Here is a 23,662-nt window from a genome sequence, read left to right on the forward strand (position 1 = left end):
ATTCCTCGGTCAGGGTCTTCTTCGGTCAGGGCAGGATCGCCGTTCGCAGGGCCGGATCCAGGTCGTCGTAGTGGTCGTCCGGCTCGGTGCCGGTCGCGGCCAGCACCGTGGTGAAGAACTGCCGGGCCGCCACCGCCGCCACCACGTGGAAGATGTCCTCCTCGGACAGACCCTCATTGCGGAGTACGTCCAGAGCGGCCGGCGTCGCGGCGGACGGCTCGGTGGCGATCCGGGTCGCGAACTCGATCACCGCCACCTCCGCCGGTGGCAGGCCCGAGTCCCGGGGCGCGGTCAGCGCGGCGATCAGCTGTGGATCGTTCAGCAGGCCGTCGCGGACCACGGCGGTGTGGGCCAGCACGCAGTACCGGGAATTCAGCGCCCGGGCCGCGGCCAGGGCGACCAACTCGTACCGCAGCGGGGTCATGCCGCTCTTGATCGTGGAGAGCATCGACTCCCAGGCCGAGTGGATGCCGGGCTGCAGGGCGAACGGGCGCAGGAAGTTGGGGACGTAGCCCACGTCCTCACCCACCCGGTCGTACAGCGGCGATGTCGTCGGGGTCCGCAGATGTGTCATCACCGGACCGTAGGTGTGGCTCCGGGCGGCTGTCACGGCCCGGGTCGCGCTCTGTCCTGGATCCGACGGCTGCCTCCTCCTCATCGGAGGGCGCGGCCAGGGCCGCCAGGCGCTCCCGGGCCTCCGCCGTCACCTGGTGGCCGATCATGCCGCCGCGGACCGTGGACACCTCGCGGTAACGGGCCGCCGCGGTCACCGGATCGCCGGTCAGCTCGGCGATCCGGCCCAGCGTCAGCAGGATCGTCATCCGGGTGCCGTCCGCGCCGTACCAGCCGGCCGGGCAGGCGGCCAGGGCCTCCGAACACCAGCGGAACGCCTCGGCCAGAGCCTGCTCCCCCTCATCGGCCCGGCTCGTCGCCAGCGCGCCCAGACCCAGCAGGGCGGACGCCACCAGTTCCGGGGCGCCGGCCTCCCGGGCCAGGCCGGCGGCCCGGGCGAAGTCGGCCGCCGCCCCGTCCCGGTCACCGGTGTCCATCCGGGCCTGGCCGCGGCCGCGCAGCAGATCGGCGACGTCGATCGTGGAACCCAGCTCGCCGGCCAGCCGCAGCGCCTCCTCCGTCGGCGGGATGGCCGCCGCCGGATCGGCACGCCACACCGCGAGCTCCGCCAGCCCCGACAGGGCGAGCATGGTGCCCCAGCGGTCGCCGAGAACCCGGAACCCGTCCAGCGCCGACCGGAAGTGCGGCTCCGCCAGCGCCGGATCGGCCCCCGAGAACAACACCACCCAGCCGCCGCCGATCCCGCCCAGCGCCCGGCACCACGGGTCACCGTCGATCTGCTCCCGCAGCCTGCGGTTCAACGCGGCGATTCCGTCCGGTTCGCTGTCCGGCGGGCCCACCGCCATCGCCGACAGGTACAGCAGGAACGGCTGCGCGGGCGCCCTCGTCAACGTCCGCAGATAGCCGGACCAGCGCTCCGCCGCCCCCGCCGACCCGGTGCCCAGAGCCGCGGTGAACGAAGCCACCACGTACTCCTCGGTCAGCCCCGGCGGCGGCTCCGGCCCGGTGGCCCGCAACACCAGAGCGCTCAACGCCGCCGCCTCCAGCCGCAGACCCCGCAGCCACCAGTAGAAGCTGAGCACCGACACCAGCCGCAACGCCGTCCGCACGTCGCCACGGGCGGTGCTCCGGCGTACCGCCGCGGTGAGATTGTCCCGGTCGGAATCCAGACGGGCCAACCAGACGAGCTGATCGACCGAGCGCAGGTACGGGTCGGCTTCGGTCGCCAGATTCAGGAAGTATGCGGTGTGGGCCTGGTTCAGCTGGTCCTGTTCGTCCTCGCCCCCACCCTCGCGCTTGCCCTCGCCCTCGCGCTTGCCCTCGCCCTCGCCTGTCGGCTTTTCGGCGCAGAACGCTTTGATCGTCGCCAGCATCCGGTAGCGGTCGCCGTCCCGTTCGATCAGCGACTTCGCCACCAGTCCGCTGAGCACCTCGACCACGTCCGGGTTCCCGGCGGGGCCGCAGACGTGTTCCACGGCGTCCAGGGCGGCGCTTCCGGCGAAGACGGTGAAACGGCGGGCCAGGGTCTGCTCCGCCTCGGTCAGCAGATCCCAGCTCCAGGCCACCACCGCCTGCAGCGTCCGGTGCCTGGCCACGGTGCGCCGGCCGCCGGCCAACAGCTTGAACCGGTCCCCGAGCCGGGCCGCGATCTCCTCCACCGGCAGCGCGTGCAGCCTGGCAGCGGCGAGTTCCACGGCCAGCGGGAGCCCGTCCAGGGTCCGGCACAACTGCCGGATCACGGGCGCGTTCGCCGGGGTCATCGCGAAACCGGGGACCACGTCCGCGGCCCGGTCCAGGAACAACCGAACCGCCGGAGCCAGAGGTTCGGCCGCCTCTCGCGCTAGGGGCCCGTCATCGTCCCCTCCGGAGGCTCCCGCTCGGCCGGTTTCCCCGCCCCAGCCCTCCTCCTTGCCCCAGCCGTCTTCCTTGCTCTGGTCGGTCTGCCTGTCCCCGCCTTCCTCCTTGCCCCAGCCGGCTTCCTCGCTCTGGTCGGTCTGCCCGTCCCCGCCCTTCTCCTTGTCCCGGGCCTCGTCCTTGCCTCGGCTGGTCTGGCTGCCCCCACCTGCCTCCTCTCCCCGGCCGGCCCTCTTGCCCCAGGCCGCCTTCCCGCCCCGGTCGGTCTGTTCGGTCTTCTCTTTGCTCAGCGGCCCGGTGTCGTGGTCCTCCGGTGGCACCGGCAGGCCGCCCACCGGGAGAACCACCTCTCCCGGGATGGCGAGCGGTTCCCGGCTGGTGGTGAGGATCCGGACGCCGGGCGCGCCGGACAGCAGGCGGGCGGTGAGTTCGGCGGCGGCCTCGACGACGTGTTCGCAGTTGTCCAGAACCAGCAGCAGAGGCCGCTCGCCGAGGGCGATCACCAGGCGTTCCGTGACGTCCGGAGCGGGGGGAACCGGTGGGTGTGGTCTTGCGTACGGGAGCTGGCGGGGGCCTATCGGGGCGGAGGAGGATGAGGGCTCGGGACGAGGTCCGGAAGCCGTCGGAGGCGGTGGCTGAGTGTTGGGGGTGTTCATGATGACGTCACGCAGACCGAGGGCGGCCAGCACCGCTCGGGGAACCTCGTCGGAGCCAGCCGCGGCCAGCTCGGCGAAATAGACGTCCCCGTCGTGCCGGGCGGCCACCTCGGCGGCCAGGCGGGTCTTGCCCGCACCACCGGGCCCGTGCAGGGTGACCAGCCGTCTGGCGGCCAGCACCTCAGCGAGCCGGGTCAGTTCCCCGTCCCGCCCGACGAAGCTGTTGAGCTGACTGGGCACCCCACGCCGGACAGGCCCATGCCCGGACCCCGAACCATGCCCAGGCCCGGTCCCATGCCCAGGCCCGGTCCCATGCCCAGGCCCGGTCCCAGACCCGGTCCCAGGCCCGGTCCCAGGCCCGGTTCCGCGGCCGGTCCCAGGCTTGGTCTCGCGCCCGGTTCCGCGCTCGGTTCCGTTCGGGTGGCCCGTTCCCGGCGGAGAACCCTCGCGGGTCCACCCGGCGCCGGCGGGGTCGCTGGTCCGGCCCGGCTCGGGAAGCCGGCTCTCCTCGAGGCCGTGTGGGCCGGGAGTGCGCTGGTTGCGGTGAGGTGGGACGGATCGGCGGAGCAGCGCTGTGTGGAGGTTGGTGAGTTCGGGGGAGGGGTCGGTGCCCAGTTCGTCGGCGAGGGCTCGGCGGATCGTCTCGTAGGTGGCCAGTGCCTCGGCCGGGCGGCCCGTCGCGGTCAGGGCGCGCATCAGGAGGGCGTGGGGGCGTTCGCGCAGTGGGTGGGTGGTGATCAGGTCGCGGAGGGCGGGGATCGTATCGGGCGGTAGCGGGATCGGGCGGCGTAGTCGCGCGTCGTGGAGGTCTTCGAGGGCGGTCAGGCGTGCCTCGGTCAGGCGGGTGACGTGGGGTGCGGCGAAGGGTGCGTGGCGGACGTCGATGAGGGGTTCGCCGGTCCAGAGGCCGGTGGCTTCGGTGAGCAGGGTCGCGGCCCGGTCCGCGTCGCCGGTGGCCAGGGCGCGGTGGCCGGCGGTGGCCAGGACCGTGAAGCGGTGGGCGTCGACCTCGTCGGTGGGTACCGCCAGGCGGTACCCGGCCGGGGTCAGCTCGATCGGCAGTGACCGCCGTAGCCGGGACACCTGGGCCTGCAGCGCGTTCGCCGCGCCCAGCGGGGGTTCCGCACCGTAGAGGCCGTCGATCAGCCGGTCGATCGGCACCGGCCGGCCGGCGTCGAGGAGCAGCATCGCCAGCAGCGCCCGCAGCCGGGGACCACCGAGCGGGATCGGAACCCCGTCCGGTCGCCGAGCCCACAAGGGCCCCAGGATGCCGAACCGCATACCGACGATTCTGCCGTGCCCACCCCCGCCCTCCGAAGTGGCCCGATACCACCCCAAGATCCAGATAGCGGATGCCGGAAAGCCCTGATGCCTTTCGGTGGCGGATGCCGGAAAGCTCTGGCACCTCTCAAGCGGCGGTGTGGGGCGGTGGGCCCGCCCCGGCCCGCCCCGCCCCGGCCCGCCCCGCCCCGGCCCGCCCCGGCCCGCCCCGGCCCGCCCCGGCCCGCCCCGGCCCGCCGCGGTCCGCCCCGCCCCGCCCCGCCCCGCCGCGGTCCGTCGCGGTCCGCCCCGCCCCGCCGCGGCCCGTCGCGGTCCGCCCCGGACCACCCCGGACCACCCCGGCCCACCCCGGCCCGGCCCGTCCCGGCCCGTCCCGGGGTGGTCCGGGGCGGTCCGGGGACGAGGTCGGCGGTGGCCCTGGGCCAGGGCCGGGGTTGAGGGTGGGCCCTGGGTCGGGGCCGGGTCGAGGGGGCCCTAGACCGAGGTCGGAGTTGAGGGCCGGCTGGGGGACGGGTGGGTGGGGGCCGTGGCTACGCGGTTGCGGCCGGCGTGTTTAGCGGCGTACAAGGCCTGGTCGGCGGCGGTGATCAGGGCCTCGGTGGAGGGGACCGACTGCATGTCGGCCACGCCTACCGAGATGGTGACCTGGATGTTCTCGGTGTCGGAGACCGCTATCGGGGTGTCGGCTATCGCCTGGCGGATGCGGTCGGCGACCGCCCGGGCCTGGGTGGGGTGGGTGTCGGGCAGCAGGACCGCGAACTCCTCGCCGCCGTATCGGGCCACCACGTCGCCGGGGCGGACCAGGGCGCTCAACCGGGCGGTCACCTCCACCAGGACCCGGTCGCCGCCGTGGTGGCCGTACGTGTCGTTGACGGTTTTGAAGTGGTCGATGTCCAGCAGGAGCAGGCTGACCGGGGCGCCGCCGCGGGTGCCGCCGAGGGCCTGGTCGAAGTAGCGGCGGGTGGACAGACCGGTCAGGGCGTCGGTCACCGCGTCCCGGCGCTGGGCCCGGACCAGCAGGGCCATCCGGAGCATGACCAGCAGGAACACGACTATGCAGACGGCCGCGGAGGCGACCACGTACTCCTCGGCGCCGCGATAGTGCTGGATGACCGTGGTGGTGGGCGCGGTGATCGCGGCCAGGGCGAGGACGGTGAGCCGGCCCACGGTGGCGTCGGGGGTGGCGGTGGTGGCCGGTTCGATCAGGTGCGCCGACGACGGGTGCAGGATCGCGGCGGCGAAGAGGAAGGCTCCCGCCATCCACATCGGGTCGAGGAAGTTGCCGGCCTGGTAGGTGCCGGTCTGGGTCTGGAAGCCGTAGATCGTGTCGGTGATCAGCATCGCCACCAGGTAGCCGCCGATCAGCCGCAGGGCGGGGGTCCGCCGGCCGGCGCCGAGCAGCAGCCTCGCGCCGACCACCAGGATCATCAGGTCGCCGACCGGGTAGGCGAGGGCCACCAGCGACGTCAGCGAGGTGAAGTCGATCAGCGAGACGATCACGAACAGGAAGATCAGGTAGCCGGAGCCGATGGCCACGATCGCCGCGTCGATGGCACTGGCGCCGTCCCAGGCGGGGGTGCGCCGCCGGACGATCAGCAGCAGCCCGGCCGTCATCAGCGGGTAGACCAGCAGCCAGTAGACGTCGGGCACCCCGGGGTACGGCGCCGACCCGTTGATCAGGGCCTGGAAGTAGTACAGCACGTCCGCGACGGCGCCGGACGCGGCCGCGGCGGCGAGCAGCAGCAGGATGCCGCGCATCGCCGGGCGCCGCCACGCCATGGTCAGCGCGCTGAGCGCGAACACCGCGTTGGCGCTGACGAAGAGCGCCACCTGCAGGCCGGGGAGGATCCCGGCGGTGACGAGGGCGCAGTACGCGCCGATGAGGACGGGTGCCGCGCCCAGCAGGATCTGCCAGGGAGCCGGCCGGCGGATGGACATGCGGTTATCGTGGTCAGCCGCGGGTGCCCACCGGCTGTTGCTCCGTTGTGATCCGGGTGCCGGGCGGCCCGGGGCGCCGGCGGCGGAAGACGAACGCCCTTTGCACCGCGAAACCGGTCAGGAACAGCGTCACCTCGGTGAGGATCTTGCTGACCACCAGCGATCCGGTGACGGCGCTGAGCACGTGCAGCAGGGCGATGTTGGCGGTCAGCATGGCCAGGGCCAGGGCGATGTAGCGGGGCGCGGACTGCCGGTGCGGCACCGCGTGGCCGCCGCCGAAGACACCGGCCCGATTGACCGTGTAGTTGAGGGTGGCGCTGACCATACGGGCGCCGATCGCCGAGGCGGTCAGGTCGCCGGTCGCGGTGACCAGGGCGGCCAGCAGCAGGGCGTCGACGGCGAAGGCCAGCAGCGACGAGCCGGCGAACGCGAGCAGCGGGCCGTAGATCCGGGCCGAGTCGATGACCGGCCGGAAGTGTGACGAGCTGTTGCCGTCCAGGTAGACGGTGGCGATGTCGACCTCCTCGATCGGCAGGTGCTCGGCCGCGGCCCGCAACAGCAGCTTCAGCTCGTACTCGAAGCGGTCGCCGGGCACCCGGTTCAGCCAGGGCAGGGTGCGGGCCGGGTAGCCGCGCAGCCCGGTCTGGGTGTCGGTGACCGCCAGCCCGGTGATCAGCCGGAACGCGATCCGGGTGGCGGCGTTGCCGAACCGGCTGCGGGCGGGCACCCGGCCGGTGAACCGGCGCACGCCGAGCACCATGGCGGCGGGGGAGGTGCGGACCCGGGCGGCGACGGCCTCGATGTCCTCGACGCGGTGCTGGCCGTCGCTGTCGGCGCAGACCACGTCCACGCCGGGGTAGTGCGCCCCGATGTGGGCGAAACCGGTCTTCAGGGCGAACCCCTTACCCCGGTTGTGGCTGAGATGGATCACTTCGGCGCCGGCTCTGCGGGCGGCTTCGAACATGGCGGCGTACGCCGGGCCACTGCCGTCGTCGACCACCAGCACCCGGTGCCGGTCGAGGCGCTCGACGAGCGTGGCGAGCCGGGCATCGGGCTGGAACGCGGGGATCAGGACGATCACGGCGCTCACCCCGCCACGTACAGGATGTCGGAGGTTCCCCGCTCCTGGCCCTTGCCGAGCGGGTTGTTCACCAGCTCGTCCCGGAAGATCATCGCCGAGGATCCGCCGCCGTCGAGGTTGTAGGCGGTGGTCGCGCCGAGCCCGACGAAGATCTCCGCGAACTCCGGCATGGTGACACCCCGGCTGTAACCCTTGCTGCGCCCGTCGACGACCACGAACAGCAGGTGGTTGGCGTCGATCAGGCCGACTCCGGTGCGCGGCTGCTGCCCCTGGATGGAGTGGTTGCCGAAGTTGGTGTCGACCTCGACCTGGTCGATGCCGTCGATGGCTTTGCCGCCGTCGACCAGGCCGGGCCCGAACGACAGGGTGTTCCAGACTCCGTCGGCGATCAGCCGGTCGGCGCTGGTGGCGGTCTCGTCGTACAGCTTCATCGTGCCGTCGGCGTAGAACGCGAGGCCCTGCCGGGCGCCGGAGTCCCGGAACGTGACGCCGTTGCGGATGACGATGCCGGTGTCCCGGAAGCCGTAGTAGTCGCCGTTGATGGCGAGGACGGCACCGGCCGAGGCGGCGATCTCCGACGGGTTCGCGATGATGTTCTCGCCGAACTGGTCGTTGGCGAACGCCGACTTCACGATGGTCGCGTCGGTGACCCGCACGTCCGCCACGAAGTACGTGATCTTGTCGGTGCCGGAGCCGGTGGACACCGTCTCGATGGAGATCTTCGCGGTGTCGCTGGAGTAGGAGGTCGCGGTGGCGGTGCCGCCGGTGCTGTCGGCTTCGGCGGCCACCACGTTCTGCGCGGCCAGACTGGAGGCGCTGCTGACTTCGACGTGGTCGAGCACGTACCGGTCGAGGGCCCAGGCGCCACCACCGCCGACGGCGGCGAGCAGGCCGAGACCCCCGCCGAGGAGACCACGGCGACTGATCCTGCGGGGTTTCTCTGTCACGCCCCGAAGTGAAGCCGCGAACCTTGTGGGCCTGCTGTGCCCTGCTTGTAGATGAACCCAGCGTTACGAGAGGGCGTCCAGCATGCCGCGCAGGATCGCCGGGGTCCGGTCCGGGCGCTCGGCTTCGATGAACAGCCGGCCGATCGCCGCCGCGTACTGGTCCACCTCGTCGCGGCGCTCCAGGTACAGCCCGCTGGTGAGGTGCTCGATGTAGACCACGTCGGGCAGTTTCTCGTGCGGGAACCGCAGGATGCTGAACGCGCCACCGGCCGCCGCGTGCCCGCCCCGGTCGAACGGCATCACCTGCAGCCGCACCCGCGGCGACTCGCACATCTCCAGCAGGTACTCGATCTGGCCGCGCAGCACCTCGCGCCCGCCGATCGGGCGGCGCAGCACCGCCTCGTCCAGCACCGCCCACAACCGGGGCGCCTCCGGCCGGTCGAGGACCTGTTTGCGGGCCATCCGGAGCTTGGCCCGGCGGTCGATCTCCTCCGGCCCGTCGTCCTCGTGGCCGAGTTTGATCACGGCGCGGGCGTACCCGTCGGTCTGCAGCAGGCCGGGCACGAACTGCACCTCGTAGGTGCGGATCAGCTCGGCGGCCTGCTCCAGGTCCAGGTAGTTCTGGAACCAGGTGTCCAGCACGTCGCCGTACGCCTGCCACCAGCTCGGCGCGTTGGCCTCCCGGACCATGGTGAGGACCCGCCGGTGCTCGGCCTGGTCCTCCACGCCGTAGAGATTGAGCAGGTCGGTGATGTCGCGCTCTTTGAAGGAGACGCGGCCCAGCTCCATCCGGCTGATCTTGGATTCGGAGCCGCGGATGACATAGCCGGCCTGGTCCCGGGAGATTCCCTTGGCCTGCCGCAGAGCACGGAGGTGAGCCCCGACCTGGAGCCGGCGCACCGTCGCCCCGCTGCTGTGCCTGCCGTTGTCGCTGTTGTCGTGCTCGTCGCCGACTTCGGACACCTGGGCCTCTTTTATCGACTGTCCCTTGTGGATACTTCGATGACGGTCGGCAACAGCATACTCGGCAGTTGACTAGTCTCGTGTGTGGACATGCAACTTGCATGGCGACACCCCGGACCGGCGGACCGGTCCGGGGCGTCACCGCGGAGGAGAAGGGGGCGTCACCGCGGAAGAGAAAGGGGCGCCACCGCAGGGGAGGAAAGGGACGGATCAGGTCATCGCCCGCCGCGGCCCCGCCCGCCACCGGCCGGCGCGGTGCCCGCGGTCACCGTCGCGACCTGCGACGCCGAGCCGAGCGTGCCGGACTCGGCGAGCCCGCCGGTGCTGCTGCCGGTCGCGGTGCCGCCGGTGCTGATCGTGTACTCGGCGCCCGACTTGATCGCCGCCGAGGAGAAGGTGATGTTCTGCACAGCCCGGCTGGTGGTGAAGGTGCCGACCACCGTGCCGCCGGCGTCGGTGATCTGCACCGTGGTGCCGGCCGCGATCGTGCTGTCCAGCGTCGCCGAGATCCACGCCTGCGCGGAGCCGGTGGCCGGCGTGACCACCATGCCGGAGCTGCCCGCGGCGAGCAGCGTCCCGCCGCTGACGGTGAGGTCGCCGTTGACGTCCAGCGCGCCGTTGCCGTTGCCCTCCGGGCCGTTCACGACCACCGTGCCGCCGGTGATCGACGCGGTGCCGTTGGAGTCGAGGCCGTCGCCGTCGGCGTTGATGATCAGGGTGCCGCCGTTGACGGTGACCGAGTAGTCCCCGACCTCCTCACCACCGCCGCCCGGGCCGCCGCCGAAACCGCCACCCTGGTCCTCGGAGGTGGAGCTGCCGCCCGCCGCGTTCACCCCGTCGTCGCTGGTGGTCACCGTGGCGGTGCCGTCGTTGAGGACGATGTGCGCCGCCTCCAGGCCCTCGACCGCCGAGGTCACCGTGACCGAGCCGGCGTCGATGATCAGCTGGCCCTCGGCGTGCACCCCGTCGTCGCCGCTGGCCGAAGTGACCTTCGCGCCGTTGAAGTGCACCGCGCCGTCGCTGTGCACCGCGTCGTCGGCCGAGTCGACGGTGATCGTGCCGCCCTCCAGGACGGTGATCACGCCGGACTTCAGGCCCTTGCTGGACACGTCGTCGGAGGGCGCCGTGCCGTGCCCGCCGCCGGAGGTCACCGTGACGGTTCCGCCGGTGACCACGATGTCGGTGGCCGCGTCGATCCCGTCACCGGTGCTGGTCACGGCGATGGTGCCGCCGCTGACCGACACGTACCCGCGCTCGGTGTCCTCGTCGTTGTCGGCCTTGATCCCGTCGCCGACGGCGGTCACGGTGATCGTGCCGCCGGTGACCACCACGTAGTCCTTGCCGCGGATGCCGTCGTCCTTCGCGGTCACGGTGATCGTGCCGGACTCGACGAGCAGGCCGTCCTTGGCGGTGATCGCGTCGTTGCCGTTCCCGGTGACGGTCAGCGTCCCGTCGCCGTCGATCGTCAGGTCGCCGGCGCTGAACAGGGCCGCGTTGACGTCCGCGTCCTCGGCGTACGACGAGGTGTCGGCCAGGGTGTTGGTGCTGCCGGAGGCGAGCTGGACCACCAGCTCCTTGACCTCGGTGGCGGCGATCGCGGCGCTGTCCGAGCTGGTGATCGAGGCCCCGTCGAGGATCAGGGTGACGGTGGCGTCCGGGGCGTTCACCACGATCTGCCCGGCCAGCTCGCCGCTGATCGTGTAGGTGCCGCCCGCGGTGATGGTGACCGTGTTCCCGTTCACCGTCACGCCCTCGGCGCCGGAGGTGGCCGAGCTGCCGGTCAGCTCGATGGTGCCGGTGACACCGGCGTCGTCGCTGCCCGCGCTGTGCACCTCCTTGTCGGCAGCCAGGACGGTAGCGGCGTCCTGGGTGCCGTCGACGGTGGAGGCGTCCACGGTCGAGGTGACCGCGACCTGGGTGGCGTCGGTGCCGCTGCCCGAGGTGGAGCAGCCGGCCAGCACGGCGGCGGCCAGGACCAGGGAGCTGACGGCGGCGAGGACCTTCTTACGGAGTCTCATCAGAACCCTTTCAAGAAATTGCGGAGGACCGGATGCCAGCGGTTGGCCGGGAGTTCGGGGCGCAGCGCGGCGAGCCCGGTGGCGTACTTGGAGATGGAGCAGGGGCGGTGCCCGAGGGACCAGAGCAGCCGGTCGACGTCCGAGGCGGCCCGTCCGGACTTGGTCTCGACGATCACCGAGTTCGGCATGTGTGTGGTCGACCCGTCCGGGAGTTGCCAGGTCAGGCCGGTGTCGATGGTGACCCGGCTGCCCGTCGACGGGACGAACAGCGTGTTGCGGCGGTAGTAGGTGGCCATCACCGGGTGGAAGTCCAGTCCTTCGGGACTGATCCCGGCCCCGGCCAGGGTCTCCGCGGCGTAGGCACGGCCCTCGTGGCCCAGATCGGCGCCGGTCCCGGCGTACGGGATCCGCTCCTTGACGGTCTGTCCCCGCCCGCCACGCGTCTTCACCTCGACGAAGTTCAACCCGCTGTCCAGGTACGTCCGGACCCGCACCTTGAACCGGCGCCGCCGCTGGTAGGCCGCCGCGTGGAACGAGTCCAGCCCGGCGGTGTCGAAGTAGATCGAGCGGTACCCGAAGGTGCGCTGCCGCTCGATCTGCAGGGCCCGCACGTCGTACGGCATCCGGTCCAGCAGCATCGGCAGGGCGTCGGCGGGCAGCAGGTACTTGCGGTCCAGACGGGTCAGCAGGGCGGCTTCGCTGTTGAGCTGATCGAGGGAGACCGGGGCGAACCGCTGGAAGAGGGGGACCTCGACGGTGACGGTCATCGGGCGCTCACCCGCTCCATCTGCGGGCCCAGCTCGGTGCGGACCCGGGACGGCCCGGCGATCCAGCGGACCTCGACCAGGGTGCTGTCGTTCACCATGTCGATCTGCTTGATCACCATGGTGGTGACCTGCCCGCCGAGGGTGGTCTCCAGATGCGTCCGCAGGGCGTCCTCGTCGGTGTAGGCGACGTCCAGGCGGACCAGCTGGTTGCGGTGCCGGCGGAACAGCGCGGGGTGGTCGCCGAGGTAGAGCGCCACGATGACCAGCGCCATCAGGCCGATGTGCAGCAGGTCCGCCACGTCACCGAGACCGGCGATCAGGCCGAGGGCGAGGGAGGCGAAGTAGTAGGCGATCTCGTGCTGGCTGATCTCGTCGGAGCGCAGCCGGATGATCGACAGCACGCCGAAGAGACCGAGTCCGAGTCCGGCGCCGACCGCGGTGTTCCCCAGGACTATCGAGACCGCGAGGACTCCGATGTTGATACCCAGGAAAGCGGTGACCAGGTCCCGCCGACGGTGCCGGGGGAAGTAGACACCGAACGTCAGAACGAGGATCGCGATCAGATCCGCGGCTACGGCGAGCAACATGGTCACGGGGAGCTTCCTTCAGGTGGTGTTCATCTGGTGTTTCCATTTCGCCGGATCTTGCTGTCCGCATCCTGTGACCCCTCTATGGACCGGATCAGAGTTGCGTAGCGTGCTCTTAGGTAACCCTTAGGAAGGGCCCGTGGAGGTCTTAGGAGACATGGTCAGGGTTGACGACCATGACCGCTACCGCTGTGCCCGACGTTCATCGCCGGCTCCGCGCCACCCCGAGATGGTGGCCGGGAGCCGGTGCGACCGCCGCCGGACTGAGCCTGCTGATCGTCACCGCCCTGTGGGTCTCGAACGGCGGCATCACCGACCTGACCAGCGGGGACGCCTTCACCGCGATCGGCCGGCTGACCGGTCTCTACGCCTCCGACCTACTACTGCTCCAGGTCCTCCTGATGGCCCGGATCCCGCTCGTGGAGAAGTCCTTCGGGCAGGACCGACTGGCCCGCTGGCACCGCTGGACCGGGTTCTCGTCGTTCTGGCTGATGATGTTGCACATCGTGACGATCACCACCGGTTACGCCGTCGGGGGCAACTGGTTCGCCGAGCTGTGGAACCTGATCCTCACCTACCCCGGCATGCTGCTCGCCGCGGCCGGGACCGTCGCGCTGCTGATGGTCGTGGTCACCTCGATCCGGGCCGCCCGCCGCCGGATGCGGTACGAGTCGTGGCACCTGCTGCACCTCTACGCCTACCTGGGTGTCGGCCTCGCGCTGCCGCACCAGATCTGGGCCGGCGAGGACTTCACCGGCACCGCGTGGGCCCGCGCCTACTGGTGGACGCTGTACCTGGCCGCGGCCGGGGCCGTCATCGCGTACCGCATCGGATTGCCGCTCCTGAGGAACCGCAGGCACCGCCTGACCGTGAGTCACGTGGTCGCCGAAGCCCCCGGCCTGACCTCGGTGCACCTCTCCGGCGAGAAGCTCGCCGAGCTGCCGGTCCGGGCCGGGCAGTTCTTCCACTGGCGCTTCCTGGACGGTAGGGGCTGGAGCCGGGCCAACCCGTTCTCGCTCTCCTCCACCCCGGGCGGCGACATGCTCCGGATAACCGTGAAGAACCAGGGCGACGGCAGCTCCCGGATGGCCTCGCTCAAGCCCGGCACCCGGGTGCTGATCGAGGGGCCGTTCGGCAAGCTGACCGGCGAGGACTACAGCGGCGAACCGGTCGTGCTGATGGCCTGCGGCGTCGGCATCACCCCGCTGCTGTCGCTGCTCGGCGAACTGCCCTACCGCGACGGCGGCGCCACCCTGATCTACCGGGCCCGCACCGCCGACGAGCTGGCGTTCCGCGGCGAGCTGGAGTGGTACGAGTCCCGGCGCGGCGTCCGGGTGGTGCCGCTGACCGGGCCGCGCGCCAGGCGTACCAGCTGGTTGCCCGCCGAACTGGCCGGCAACGGCGACGCGGACGCCCTGCGCCGGGTCGCGCCGGACATCGCCGACTCCCGGGTCTACATCTGCGGCCCCGAGGAGTGGGCCGCCGCCGCCCGCGCCGCCGCGATCGAGGCCGGCGCCCGCCCGGACCGCGTCCACACCGAACTGTTCGCCTGGTAAAGGGGTCTCCGCACATGAAACGCATCACCCTGTGGATGCTCTCCACCGTGGCCATGCTGGTCCTGCTGTTCAGCTACCGCACCAGCACCGGGTCGAGCGCGGTCGCCGAGACCGTGGCCGTCGCACCGTCCGCGGGAACCGCGACCGGCGAGACCTACACCGGCGACACCGTCCAGACCCAGGAGGGGGACGTGCAGGTGGTGATCACCGTCGAGGACGGGAAGATCACCTCGGTCCGCGTGCCGATCTACCCCAGCGGCAGCCCGAAACACGACGAGATCAGCGGCAGCGCCGTCCCGGTGCTGGTCGAGGAGACCCTCGCGGCACAGAGCGCGGACATCGACTCGGTGAGCGGCGCCACCTACACCAGCGGCGGCTACCAGGAGTCGCTGCAGTCGGCGATCGACGCGGCCCAGCTTTAATGGAGTCCATGCGGATCCTGGTGGTGGAGGACGACGCGGCCGTGCGGGACTCGCTGGCGCGCACCCTGCGGTTCGAGGGATATCAGGTGGACACCGCCGGCGACGGCCGGGACGCCCTGGACCGGGTGCGCGACGGCGAACCGGACGCAATCATCCTCGACGTGAGCATGCCCCGGATGGACGGCCTGGAGGCCTGCCGGCGGATGCGCGCCGACGGCGTGGTGCTGCCGGTGCTGATGCTCACCGCCCGGGACAGCGTCGGCGACCGGGTCGCCGGTCTCGACGCGGGCGCCGACGACTACCTGGTGAAGCCGTTCGCCCTGCAGGAGCTGCTGGCCCGGCTCCGGGCGCTGCTGCGCCGCTCGCAGTTGACCGTGCCGGCCGCGGTTCTCGAAGATCACGACCTTCTGACCTTCGCTGACGTACGGATGAACCCCGCCACCCGTGAGGTGTGGCGGGGCGCCCGCACCCTGAAACTGACCCGCACCGAGTTCGGCATCCTCGAGGCGTTCCTGCGCCACCCCCGGCAGGTGCTCTCCCGGACCGCCCTGTTCGAGCAGGTCTGGGGTTACGACTTCGGCGAGCAGTCGAACAGCCTGCACGTCTACCTCGGCTACCTGCGGCGCAAGCTGGAGGCCGACGGCGAGACCCGGTTGCTGCACACTGTCCGTGGCGTGGGGTTCGTGCTGCGGGAGGAGCCGTTGTGAAAGCCTGGTGGAGATCCCGGACTCTGCACGACCGCCTGTCGCTGCTGGTCGCCGGCGCGGTCGCGGCCGCCGTGCTGCTCGTGTCGGCCGGGGCCTGGGTGCTGGTCGCCCAGATCCAGCAGCGCCGGATCGACGCCGGGCTGCTCGCCGACGCCCGCACCATCGCCGAGAACCCGTGGCAGTGGCTGCAGTCCCAGGGTGTCCGGCCCAGCCCCGGCGGCAAGGAGATCGGCCCGTGCTGGCAGATCCTCAACCCGGCCGGTGACGTGGTCGGCGGCTCGGCCACCCGGCTGCCGGTCTCCGCCGCGGCCGTCAGCATCGCCACCACCGGGCACAGCGAGGTGCAGGAGGAGATCACCCTCGGTCCCGGCGAGTACCTGATGCTCACCGTGCCGATCGACGGTGGCGGCGCGGTCCAGGTCGGTGTCGACCCGAACCCCGACAAACGGGTCCTGGCCCTGTTCGCCGCCCTGCTCGCGGCCGGATGCGCGGCCGGGATCGCCGGAGCCGCCGTCCTCGGCCGGGCCGTCGCCCGCGCCGGGCTCGCGCCGGTCGACAAACTCACCGAGGCCGTCGAGGACGTCGCCGTCACCATGGACCTGACCCGGCCGATCGAGGTCAGCGGCGAGGACGAGATCGCCCGCCTGGGCCGCTCGGTCAACGCCATGCTGACCGCCATCGACGCCTCCCGCCGCGCCCAGCGGGCCCTGGTCGAGGACGCCGGGCACGAACTGCGCACCCCGCTGACCAGCATCCGCACCAACGTCGAGCTGCTGCTCCAGGTCGAGCGCCAGCCCGAGATCGCGCACCGGCTGCCGCCCGAGGAGAAGGTCAAACTGCTGCACGACCTGGACGCCCAGGTCCGTGAGCTGGCCACCCTCACCACCGAGCTGGTCGAACTGTCCCGTGAGGAGACCAGCCGGGAGACCGTCGAGCAGGTGGACCTCGCCGAGGTGGTGACCGCCGCCCTGGACCGGGTCCGGATCCGGGTGCCCGGCATCGTCTTCGACACCGACCTGGAACCGGCGACGGTCGTCGGCCGCCCCGGCGAGTTGGAACGGATGGCGGTGAACGTCCTGGACAACGCCGCCAAGTGGAGCCCGCCCGGCGGCACCGTGGTCACCCGGCTGCGCGACGGCGTTCTCACCGTCGCCGACAACGGCCCGGGCATCGCCGAGGAGGACCTGCCGCACGTCTTCAACCGGTTCTACCGGGCCGCCGAGGCCCGCTCCATGCCCGGTTCCGGCCTGGGGCTGGCCATCGTCGCGCAGACCGCGGCGGCCCACGGCGGCACGGTGAAGGCCGGGCCCAACGAGCCGAACGGCACGATCATGACGATCGCCCTCGGCCGCGTCTACGCCACGGCGTCCGCGCCACGGTAAGCTCGCATTTTGGCGACATTATTGTTGACAATCTGCGGGAGCGGTCGTGGCATGGATCCCGGTTCAGGTCCGGAGCTGCGGATCCGCCTACTTCCTCGGCGCCGACCTGCCCACCTGCCCGGCCGCCCGGGCCGGGGTGCTGAGCGCTCTCGGCGGCCCCGCCGTCGTGGTCGACCGGTCACCCGACCCAGCGGTGGACGTGGACTGTGCGGCGGAGACGGGCCGCGCCCTCGCCTTTCCCGGTGACATCGTGCCGGGGGTGGGGGCGTTCGCCGTCGAGCGTGGCCTCATCGCCGTCCGGGAGGCGGTCACCGCGGTCCGGGTCCGGATGGCCGGGGTCGTCGCCGTGGCCCGGGTGCCCACCGCGCCCGGCCGTTCCGGGCAGTCCGGGCCGGTCCTCCTCCGGTTCCCGGAGCCGCCCGGCCCGCCGGCTGACCGGATCATCGGCGGAGTGCCGGTCACGCTGATCGACAACGGTCGGACGGTGGTGATCGCCCGCGCGGAGGAGTTCGGTGTGACCGGATTCGAGACCCCCACCCGGCTGGAGTACGACCACCGGCTCCGTCATCAGGTGCGGCGACTGCTGGCCACGGTCGGCGATCGGGCCGAGCTCTGCCTGGTGGCACCTTCGGACGCGGGTGACGGGCTGGCTGTCCGGGTGTTCGCCGGGGACCGGGTGCACCCCGCGATCGGGGTCCGCACCACGCTCGCCGTCGGGGCGGCCGCCGCCCGGCCCGGCACCGTCGTCGCCCGGATTTTCACGGCGCGTCACCGGAAACTGCTCCGCCTGGAACATCCGTCCGGTTTCCTCGACGTGCTGCCGGGCGAGTGCCCGTCGGTGACGGCCACGACCCGCCTGGTGCTGGACGGCCGGATCCCGGCCTGACGCCCAAGTCACCACAGTTATGAGCGCTCGCACCTTGAGCGGCGGGGCTCGGGATGCTGAGGTGAATCCGCAGTGGACGCGGGCGGAGAGGGGTACACGTGACGGACGAGACCGTCGGGATCATCGGGGCCGGGATCGTCGGCCTGGCCATCGGGCGGGAGATCGTCCGGCGGCGGCCGGGGACCAGGGTGGTGGTCCTGGAGAAGGAGCCCGGCCCGGCGGCACATCAGACCGGCCACAACTCCGGGGTGGTGCACGCCGGCATCTACTACCCGCCGGGCAGCCTGAAGGCGGAGCTGTGCACCCGCGGCCGGCTGCTGTTGCGGGAGTTCTGTGCCGAGCGCGGCATCGCCTACGACCAGTGCGGCAAGCTTGTCGTCGCGGTGCGTGCCGACGAGCAGGGCCGCCTCGACGACCTGGAGAAACGGGCCCTGGCGAACGGGGTTCCGGGCCTGCGCCGGGTCGGTCCGGAGGGGATCCGGGAGATCGAGCCGCACGCCGTGGGACTGGCCGCCCTGCATTCGCCGGAGACCGCGATCACCGACTTCCCGGCGATCGCGGCCGCGTTCGCCGACGACATCCGGGCGGCCGGCGGCGAGGTCCACTACAACTTCGAGGTCACCGGGATCCTGCTGGAGGCGGCCGGTGGGGTCCGGATCGTCGCCGGGCGGCGGGACCTGATCGCCGACCGGGTGGTGGTCTGCGCCGGCCTGCACAGCGACCGGGTCGCCGAGTTGGCCGGGGACAGCACCGAGCCGCGGATCGTCCCGTTCCGCGGTGAGTACATGCGGGTCCGCCCGGAGAAGGCCGCCCTGGTCCGGGGCATGATCTATCCGGTGCCGGACCCGCGCTACCCGTTCCTCGGCGTGCACTTCACCCGCCGGGTCGACGGGGTCGTCGAGGTCGGCCCGAACGCGGTGCTGGCCGGTTCCCGCGAGGGCTACACCCGCACCGACGTGTCGCTGCGGGACCTGGCCGGCATCGTCTCCTGGCCGGGCACCTGGCAGATGGCGCGCAGGCACTGGCGTACCGGCGTCAAGGAGGTCCTGGGGTCGCTCTCCAAACGCCGGTACATGGCCGAGGCGACCCGCTACGTCCCGGAGATCGGCCCCGCCGACGTGGTCCGGGCCGGATCCGGGGTGCGGGCCCAGGCCCTGGACCGGGACGGCGCCCTGGTCGACGACTTCCGCATCCACCGCCTGGGCTCGATCACCGCGGTCCGCAACGCCCCGTCCCCGGCCGCCACGTCCTCGCTGGCCATCGCCGAGCACGTGGTCGACCAGGTCTGGAGTTCCTGATCCGAGTCGGCTAGACGGCCCGGGCCCGGCGGCGGGCGGCCGGGACGACCAGGGGCGTGCCGGTCTCCGGGTCGTCGATGACCCGGCACGGCAGACCGAAGACCTCCTCGACCAGTTCCGCGGTGAGCACCTCGGCCGGCTGTCCGGAACCGACCACCTCGCCGGACCGCATGGCGATCAGGTGGGTGGCGTACCGGGCCGCGTGGTTCAGGTCGTGCAGCACCGCGACCAGGGTCCGGCCCTGGGTCTCGTGCAACTCGGCGCAGAGATCCAGCACCTCGATCTGGTGCGCGATGTCCAGGTACGTGGTCGGTTCGTCGAGCAGCAGCAGCGGCGTCTGCTGCGCGAGGGCCATCGCCAGCCACACCCGCTGCCGCTGGCCACCGGAGAGTTCGTCGACGATCCGGTCGGCCAGGTCACCGACGCCGGTGGCCGCCATCGACTCGGTGACGACCTGCTCGTCCTCGGACGACCAGCGCCGCAGCAGGCTCTGATGCGGGTAGCGGCCCCGGGCGACGAGCTCGGCGACGGTGATGCCGTCCGGCGCGGTCGACGACTGCGGCAGGAGGCCGAGCGTCCTGGCGACCGTACGCGTCGGCTGGGAATGAACGTCCTTCCCGTCCAGGAAGACCGTGCCGGCCGCCGGCTTGAGCAGCCGGGACAGCGCCCGGAGCAGGGTCGACTTGCCGCACGCGTTCGGCCCGATGATCACCGTGAACGAGCCGTCCGGGATCTCGACGCTCAGGTCCTCGGCGATGGTCCGCTTGTCGTAGGCGAGCGTCATCCCGCTGCCGCTGAGCCTCATCTTGTCTCCTGTTGCGTTGTCGCTCATCTCAGATCCGCCCGGCCCTGCGCTCGGTGGTCAGCAGCCACACCAGGTAGCCGCCGCCGACCAGGCCGGTTACCACCCCCACCGGCAGCGACTGGTCCTCGAGCAGATGCTGGGCGAGGAAGTCGGCGCCGGTCAGCAGCAGCGCGCCGACCGCGATCGACGGCACCAGGTTCGGCCCGGGCGCCCGGGTGAGCCGTTTCGCCAGGTGCGGGGCGATCAGCGCGACGAAGTTGACCGGACCGGCGCTGGCCGCCGCGAACGACACCAGCAGCGCCGCGGACAGCAGCGCCCCGTTGCGCAGCAGCGGCACCGGCACACCCAGCGCGGACGCCGAGTCGTCGCCCATCTCCAGGATCCGCAGGCCCGGCCCGCACGCCAGCAGCAACACCGGAAGAACCAGGACCAGGACAATTGCCATCGGTACGGCCTGACCCCAGTCCCGCCCGTCGAGGCTGCCGGTCAGCCAGAGCAGGGCCCGCGCGTTCTCCATCTGCACGCCCCGGGTCAGCAGATAGCCGCTGATGCCGGTCAGGATGGCCGCCATCCCGATGCCGACCAGGATGAACCGGAACCCGTGCAGGGCCCGCCCGGCGATCAACTGGATCAGCAGCGTGGCGGCCAGGCCACCGAGCACCGCGGCGACCGACAGCTGGGTGCTGGTGCCGCCGAGGATCACCACGGTCAGCGCGGCGGTGCTCGCGCCGTTGGTCACGCCCAGCATGTCCGGGCTGCCCAGCGGGTTGCGCACCAGTGACTGGAAGACCGCGCCGGAGGCGGCCAGGGCGGCGCCGACCAGGATCGCGGTGATCAGCCGGGGCAGCCGCAGCTCGGTGATGATGAACTCGTGTGCCGGATTGCCCTCACCGAACAACGTGGTCACCACGTCGGCCGGGGCGATCTCGAAGTCGCCGGTGCCGAGACTGAAGACGCTGATCAACAGGGTGGCGATGGCGGCGCCCACCCCGACGACGACCGCTCGGGGACGTACGCCAACCCTGCTCTTGATCGTCCTGGCTTTTGTGGTTGTCGTCGTCATTTCGCGGCTCGCACCGGAGGTCGTCTCTTCACGGTTCGCACCGGAGGTCGTCTCTTTGCGGCTCGCGCCGGATGTCGTCATTTCGCGGCTCGCACCAGGTAGAGGAAGAGGGGACCGCCGAGGACCGCGGTGACCGTGCCGACCTGCAGCTCACCCGGGCTGCCCAGGACCCGGCCGAGCACGTCCGCACCGAGGAGCAGGACCGGGGCCAGGATCGCCGTGTACGGCAGCAGCCAGCGCAGATCCGGGCCGGTGAACGGGCGCACCATGTGCGGGATCAGCAGGCCGATGAAGACGATCGGGCCGCACGCCGCGGTGGCGCCGCCGCAGAGCAGGGTGACCGCCACGATCACCGCGCCGCGGATCACCGACGGCCGGGCGCCCAGAGCACGGGCCGCGTCGTCACCGAGCGACAGCGCGTTCAGCGGCCGGGCCACCAGCAGACCGGCCAGCAGACCGCCCGCGAAGAACGGCAGCAGCCGCTGCACGGTGGCGAAGTCGGCGCTGGCCAGCGAACCCGCCGTCCAGAACTTGACCTTCTCGATGGCCTGGCTGTCGGAGAGCAGGATCGCGGACACATAGGAGTACAACGTCGCGTTCAGCGCGGCCCCGGCCAGCGCGAGCCGGGCCGGGGTGGCCGAGCGCCCGCCACCGACCGCGTAGACCAGTGCGGTGACCGCGGCGGCGCCACCCAGGGCGAACCACACGTACCCGTAGAAGGTGCCGACTCCGAAGAAGACCGCGGCACTGGCCACCCCGGCCGCGGCGCCGGCGTTGATGCCGAGCAGGCCCGGGTCGGCGAGCGGGTTGCGGGTCAGCGCCTGCATGATGGCGCCGGCCAGGCCGAGGGCCATGCCGACCATCAGGCCGAGGAGGGTACGGGGGAGCCGCATCTCGTGGACGATCCGGTAGGACTGGGCCGTCGGATCCCACAGGCCGGACCACACCTCGGCTGGGGAGAGGAAGCGGGCGCCGAACCCGATGCTCAGGACCGCCACCGCGGCGAGTGCGGCCAACGCCACGACGAGTCCGGTCAGGCGTACCGACGTCCGCCGGCTCTTTCTGCGTACCCCCTGTTCGAGAGGGATGTCGATGGTGGACAGCGTGGCTCTCCCGTCCCGGTGATCCGGATACTGTTGACGCGCGATCGGCTCGTTAGGTTAGCCTAACCATCGCACGCGGTCACCGGACCGGTCGTTGCCGCGCTGTTGGTGGCAGTTCAACCCAGAAAGACTTGATGATGAAGTTCTCGCAGGTTTCCCTGTCCCGTCGTGGCCTGCTGGCCGCGGGAGGCGCCGTCGGTGCCGGCGCCCTGCTCGCCGCCTGCGGTGGCGAGTCGGCGGAGAGCGGGACGCCGGCGTCGTCCGCAGCAGCGGCCGGCCCCTGGAAGTTCACCGACGACCAGCCCAAGGACCTGACCGCCGACAGCACCCCGAAGAAGATCGTCGCCTTCACCGGTGTCGCCGCCGCCCTCGCCGACCTGGGCCTGCAGGACTCGATTGCCGGCGTCTTCGGCGAGACCAAGAAGGCCGACGGCACCGCCGAGGCGGGTGCCGGTTCGCTGGACATCAGCAAGGTCGAGATCATCGGCAACAAGTGGGGCGAGTTCTCGGTGGAGAAGTACGCCGCTCTCACCCCCGACCTGCTGGTCACCCACATGTTCGACCCGGGCGCCTACTGGTACCTCCCGGACGAGAGCAAGGACCAGATCCTCAAACTCGCCCCCACCGCGACCATCACCGTCGGCCGGGTGCCGCTGAACAAGCCGATCGAGCGCTACGCCGAGTTGGCCGCCTCGCTGGGCGCTGACCTCAACTCCAGCAAGGTCGTCGCGGACAAGGCCCGCTTCGAGAAAGCGGCAGCCGACCTGTCCGAGGCCGCGAAGGCGTCCGGCGGCATCAAGGTCCTGGCAGGTTCCGGCTCGGCCGACATCTTCTACGTGTCGAACCCGAAGGTGTCGTCGGACATCATGTACTTCAAGGAACTCGGCGTAGACGTCATCGTCCCCGAGAAGACCGACGGCGGCGACTACTACGAGTCACTGAGCTGGGAGAACGCCGACAAGTACCACGCCGACATCATCTTCCTGGACGCCCGCCCCGGCACCCTGCAGCCCAACGACCTGGCCGCCAAGCCGGGCTGGAGCGCCCTGCCCGCCGTCAAGGCCAACCAGGTCTTCCCGTGGGAAGCCGTCCCGATCTACTCGTGGGCCAGCTCGGCCCCGCTGATCGAGGCCCTCACCGCCGCCATCAAGAAGTCCAAGAAACTCGCCTGACAAAGGCCTTCCCAAACCCCGTCGCCCTCCCGGCGGCGGGGTTTTGCCACCCGCCACCGACGAGCCGACCGAGATTCGCTTCCCCGGCACCAGGGAAGGCGACCGGATTCCCGACGCCCGGCGGTCGTCCCGACGCCCCGCCGCTCGTCCCGGCTGCCCCGCCACCCGCCGTTCTGCGCCGGGCCGTTCTGCGCCGGGCCGTTCTGCGCCGGGCCGTTCTGCGCCGGGCCGTTCTGCGCCGGGCCCCTCTGCGCCGGGCCGCTGTTCGTCCCGGCACCCGGCGCCGCGCCGCTTATCGCGCCGGCGCCTCGAGTTTGCCCCCGCGGCCCCCGCCGCCCGCCGTTCGTCTCGGCACCTAGCGCCGCGCCGCTCGTCGTGCCGGCGCCGCGAGTTCGGTCCGGCGGTCCCCGGCGCCCTTCGCCGCCCGGTCCCCCGCCGCCCGGTCCCCCGCCGTCCGCGCCCGCCGCGCCGCCGAGGGCAGCGCGGCGCGGGGGAGGGTGGAAGGGTTTTCGGCACCGCGTCGCCCGGGGGCACCGCGTCGCCCGGGGGCACCGCGTCGCCCGGGGGCACCGCGTCGCCCGGGGGCACCGCGTCGCCCGGGGG

The 23,662-nt window shown here is 71.9% G+C and carries 20 protein-coding genes; 8 read left to right on the plus strand and 12 right to left on the minus strand.

Going from position 1 to position 23,662, the window contains the following annotated elements; all coding sequences use genetic code 11:
• Nucleotides 1–25: 25 nt before the first annotated feature.
• The 9 genes from Aco03nite_RS02965 to Aco03nite_RS03005 all read right to left on the minus strand — a co-directional run bounded on the left by Aco03nite_RS02965 (nucleotide 26) and on the right by Aco03nite_RS03005 (nucleotide 12,665).
• Nucleotides 26–574, minus strand: a complete 549-nt coding sequence (locus Aco03nite_RS02965) for a carboxymuconolactone decarboxylase family protein (RefSeq protein WP_203793000.1) — start codon at nucleotides 572–574, stop codon at nucleotides 26–28.
• Nucleotides 522–4,364: an AfsR/SARP family transcriptional regulator gene (locus Aco03nite_RS52570; protein ID WP_239144865.1), complete on the minus strand. Its 3,843-nt coding sequence runs from the start codon at nucleotides 4,362–4,364 to the stop codon at nucleotides 522–524. The genes Aco03nite_RS02965 and Aco03nite_RS52570 overlap by 53 nt, the downstream gene beginning before the upstream one ends.
• 474 nt (nucleotides 4,365–4,838) lie before the next feature.
• Nucleotides 4,839–6,302, minus strand: coding sequence for a GGDEF domain-containing protein (locus Aco03nite_RS53965; protein ID WP_203793001.1), 1,464 nt, complete (start codon nucleotides 6,300–6,302; stop codon nucleotides 4,839–4,841).
• 13 nt (nucleotides 6,303–6,315) lie between these two features.
• Nucleotides 6,316–7,392: a glycosyltransferase gene (locus Aco03nite_RS02980; protein WP_239144866.1), complete on the minus strand. Its 1,077-nt coding sequence runs from the start codon at nucleotides 7,390–7,392 to the stop codon at nucleotides 6,316–6,318.
• On the minus strand, nucleotides 7,389–8,330 hold the full coding sequence (locus Aco03nite_RS02985; protein WP_239144867.1) for a phosphodiester glycosidase family protein: 942 nt from the start codon (nucleotides 8,328–8,330) through the stop codon (nucleotides 7,389–7,391). The genes Aco03nite_RS02980 and Aco03nite_RS02985 overlap by 4 nt, the downstream gene beginning before the upstream one ends.
• A 63-nt stretch (nucleotides 8,331–8,393) precedes the next feature.
• Nucleotides 8,394–9,293, minus strand: coding sequence for a Sco1979 family transcriptional regulator (locus Aco03nite_RS02990; protein ID WP_239144868.1), 900 nt, complete (start codon nucleotides 9,291–9,293; stop codon nucleotides 8,394–8,396).
• 215 nt (nucleotides 9,294–9,508) lie between these two features.
• Nucleotides 9,509–11,311 (minus strand): carbohydrate-binding domain-containing protein, encoded by a 1,803-nt coding sequence (locus Aco03nite_RS02995; protein WP_203793002.1) that lies wholly within the window; start codon nucleotides 11,309–11,311, stop codon nucleotides 9,509–9,511.
• The gene (locus Aco03nite_RS03000; protein ID WP_203793003.1) at nucleotides 11,311–12,078 is read right to left on the minus strand and encodes a polyphosphate polymerase domain-containing protein; all 768 of its coding nucleotides are present in this window, start codon (nucleotides 12,076–12,078) and stop codon (nucleotides 11,311–11,313) included. Before Aco03nite_RS03000 ends, Aco03nite_RS02995 begins: the two co-directional genes overlap by 1 nt.
• Nucleotides 12,075–12,665, minus strand: coding sequence for a DUF4956 domain-containing protein (locus tag Aco03nite_RS03005; RefSeq protein ID WP_239144871.1), 591 nt, complete (start codon nucleotides 12,663–12,665; stop codon nucleotides 12,075–12,077). Before Aco03nite_RS03005 ends, Aco03nite_RS03000 begins: the two co-directional genes overlap by 4 nt.
• Before the next feature lie 176 nt (nucleotides 12,666–12,841).
• On the opposite strand from Aco03nite_RS03005, the gene Aco03nite_RS03010 reads away from it, so the two are divergent.
• The 6 genes from Aco03nite_RS03010 to lhgD all read left to right on the plus strand — a co-directional run bounded on the left by Aco03nite_RS03010 (nucleotide 12,842) and on the right by lhgD (nucleotide 18,916).
• Entirely contained in the window at nucleotides 12,842–14,221 is a 1,380-nt protein-coding gene (locus Aco03nite_RS03010; protein WP_203793005.1) for a ferredoxin reductase family protein, read from the plus strand.
• 14 nt (nucleotides 14,222–14,235) lie between these two features.
• Nucleotides 14,236–14,643 (plus strand): FMN-binding protein, encoded by a 408-nt coding sequence (locus Aco03nite_RS03015; RefSeq protein WP_203793006.1) that lies wholly within the window; start codon nucleotides 14,236–14,238, stop codon nucleotides 14,641–14,643.
• Nucleotides 14,644–14,651: 8 nt separating this feature from the next.
• Nucleotides 14,652–15,350 carry a response regulator transcription factor gene (locus Aco03nite_RS03020; protein ID WP_275415806.1) on the plus strand — a complete coding sequence of 233 codons (699 nt, stop codon included), beginning with the start codon at nucleotides 14,652–14,654 and terminating at the stop codon, nucleotides 15,348–15,350.
• The gene (locus tag Aco03nite_RS03025) at nucleotides 15,347–16,732 is read left to right on the plus strand and encodes a HAMP domain-containing sensor histidine kinase (protein WP_203793008.1); all 1,386 of its coding nucleotides are present in this window, start codon (nucleotides 15,347–15,349) and stop codon (nucleotides 16,730–16,732) included. Before Aco03nite_RS03020 ends, Aco03nite_RS03025 begins: the two co-directional genes overlap by 4 nt.
• Nucleotides 16,733–16,778: 46 nt before the next feature.
• Entirely contained in the window at nucleotides 16,779–17,618 is an 840-nt protein-coding gene (locus Aco03nite_RS03030) for a PrpF domain-containing protein (protein WP_203793009.1), read from the plus strand.
• A 98-nt stretch (nucleotides 17,619–17,716) separates the two neighbouring features.
• The gene (gene lhgD / locus Aco03nite_RS03035; RefSeq protein WP_203793010.1) at nucleotides 17,717–18,916 is read left to right on the plus strand and encodes an L-2-hydroxyglutarate dehydrogenase; all 1,200 of its coding nucleotides are present in this window, start codon (nucleotides 17,717–17,719) and stop codon (nucleotides 18,914–18,916) included.
• Between the two features lie 10 nt (nucleotides 18,917–18,926).
• On the opposite strand, the gene Aco03nite_RS03040 is transcribed toward lhgD, so the two are convergent.
• The 3 genes from Aco03nite_RS03040 to Aco03nite_RS03050 form a co-directional block, all read right to left on the minus strand.
• A complete protein-coding gene (locus Aco03nite_RS03040; protein ID WP_239144872.1) occupies nucleotides 18,927–19,700 on the minus strand; it encodes an ABC transporter ATP-binding protein in 774 nt (257 codons plus the stop codon).
• A 49-nt stretch (nucleotides 19,701–19,749) separates the two neighbouring features.
• A complete protein-coding gene (locus tag Aco03nite_RS03045) occupies nucleotides 19,750–20,784 on the minus strand; it encodes a FecCD family ABC transporter permease (RefSeq protein ID WP_203793011.1) in 1,035 nt (344 codons plus the stop codon).
• 77 nt (nucleotides 20,785–20,861) lie between these two features.
• Nucleotides 20,862–21,887 carry a FecCD family ABC transporter permease gene (locus Aco03nite_RS03050; RefSeq protein WP_239144873.1) on the minus strand — a complete coding sequence of 342 codons (1,026 nt, stop codon included), beginning with the start codon at nucleotides 21,885–21,887 and terminating at the stop codon, nucleotides 20,862–20,864.
• 137 nt (nucleotides 21,888–22,024) lie between these two features.
• On the opposite strand from Aco03nite_RS03050, the gene Aco03nite_RS03055 reads away from it, so the two are divergent.
• Both Aco03nite_RS03055 and Aco03nite_RS54625 read left to right on the plus strand, forming a co-directional pair.
• Nucleotides 22,025–23,059 carry an ABC transporter substrate-binding protein gene (locus Aco03nite_RS03055; RefSeq protein ID WP_203793012.1) on the plus strand — a complete coding sequence of 345 codons (1,035 nt, stop codon included), beginning with the start codon at nucleotides 22,025–22,027 and terminating at the stop codon, nucleotides 23,057–23,059.
• Complete coding sequence (locus tag Aco03nite_RS54625; RefSeq protein WP_203793013.1) at nucleotides 22,990–23,418, plus strand: pentapeptide repeat-containing protein; 429 nt, start codon at nucleotides 22,990–22,992, stop codon at nucleotides 23,416–23,418. Before Aco03nite_RS03055 ends, Aco03nite_RS54625 begins: the two co-directional genes overlap by 70 nt.
• Nucleotides 23,419–23,662: the final 244 nt, after the last annotated feature.

Source organism: Actinoplanes couchii, assembly GCF_016862075.1.
Taxonomy (GTDB): Bacteria; Actinomycetota; Actinomycetes; order Mycobacteriales; family Micromonosporaceae; genus Actinoplanes; species Actinoplanes couchii.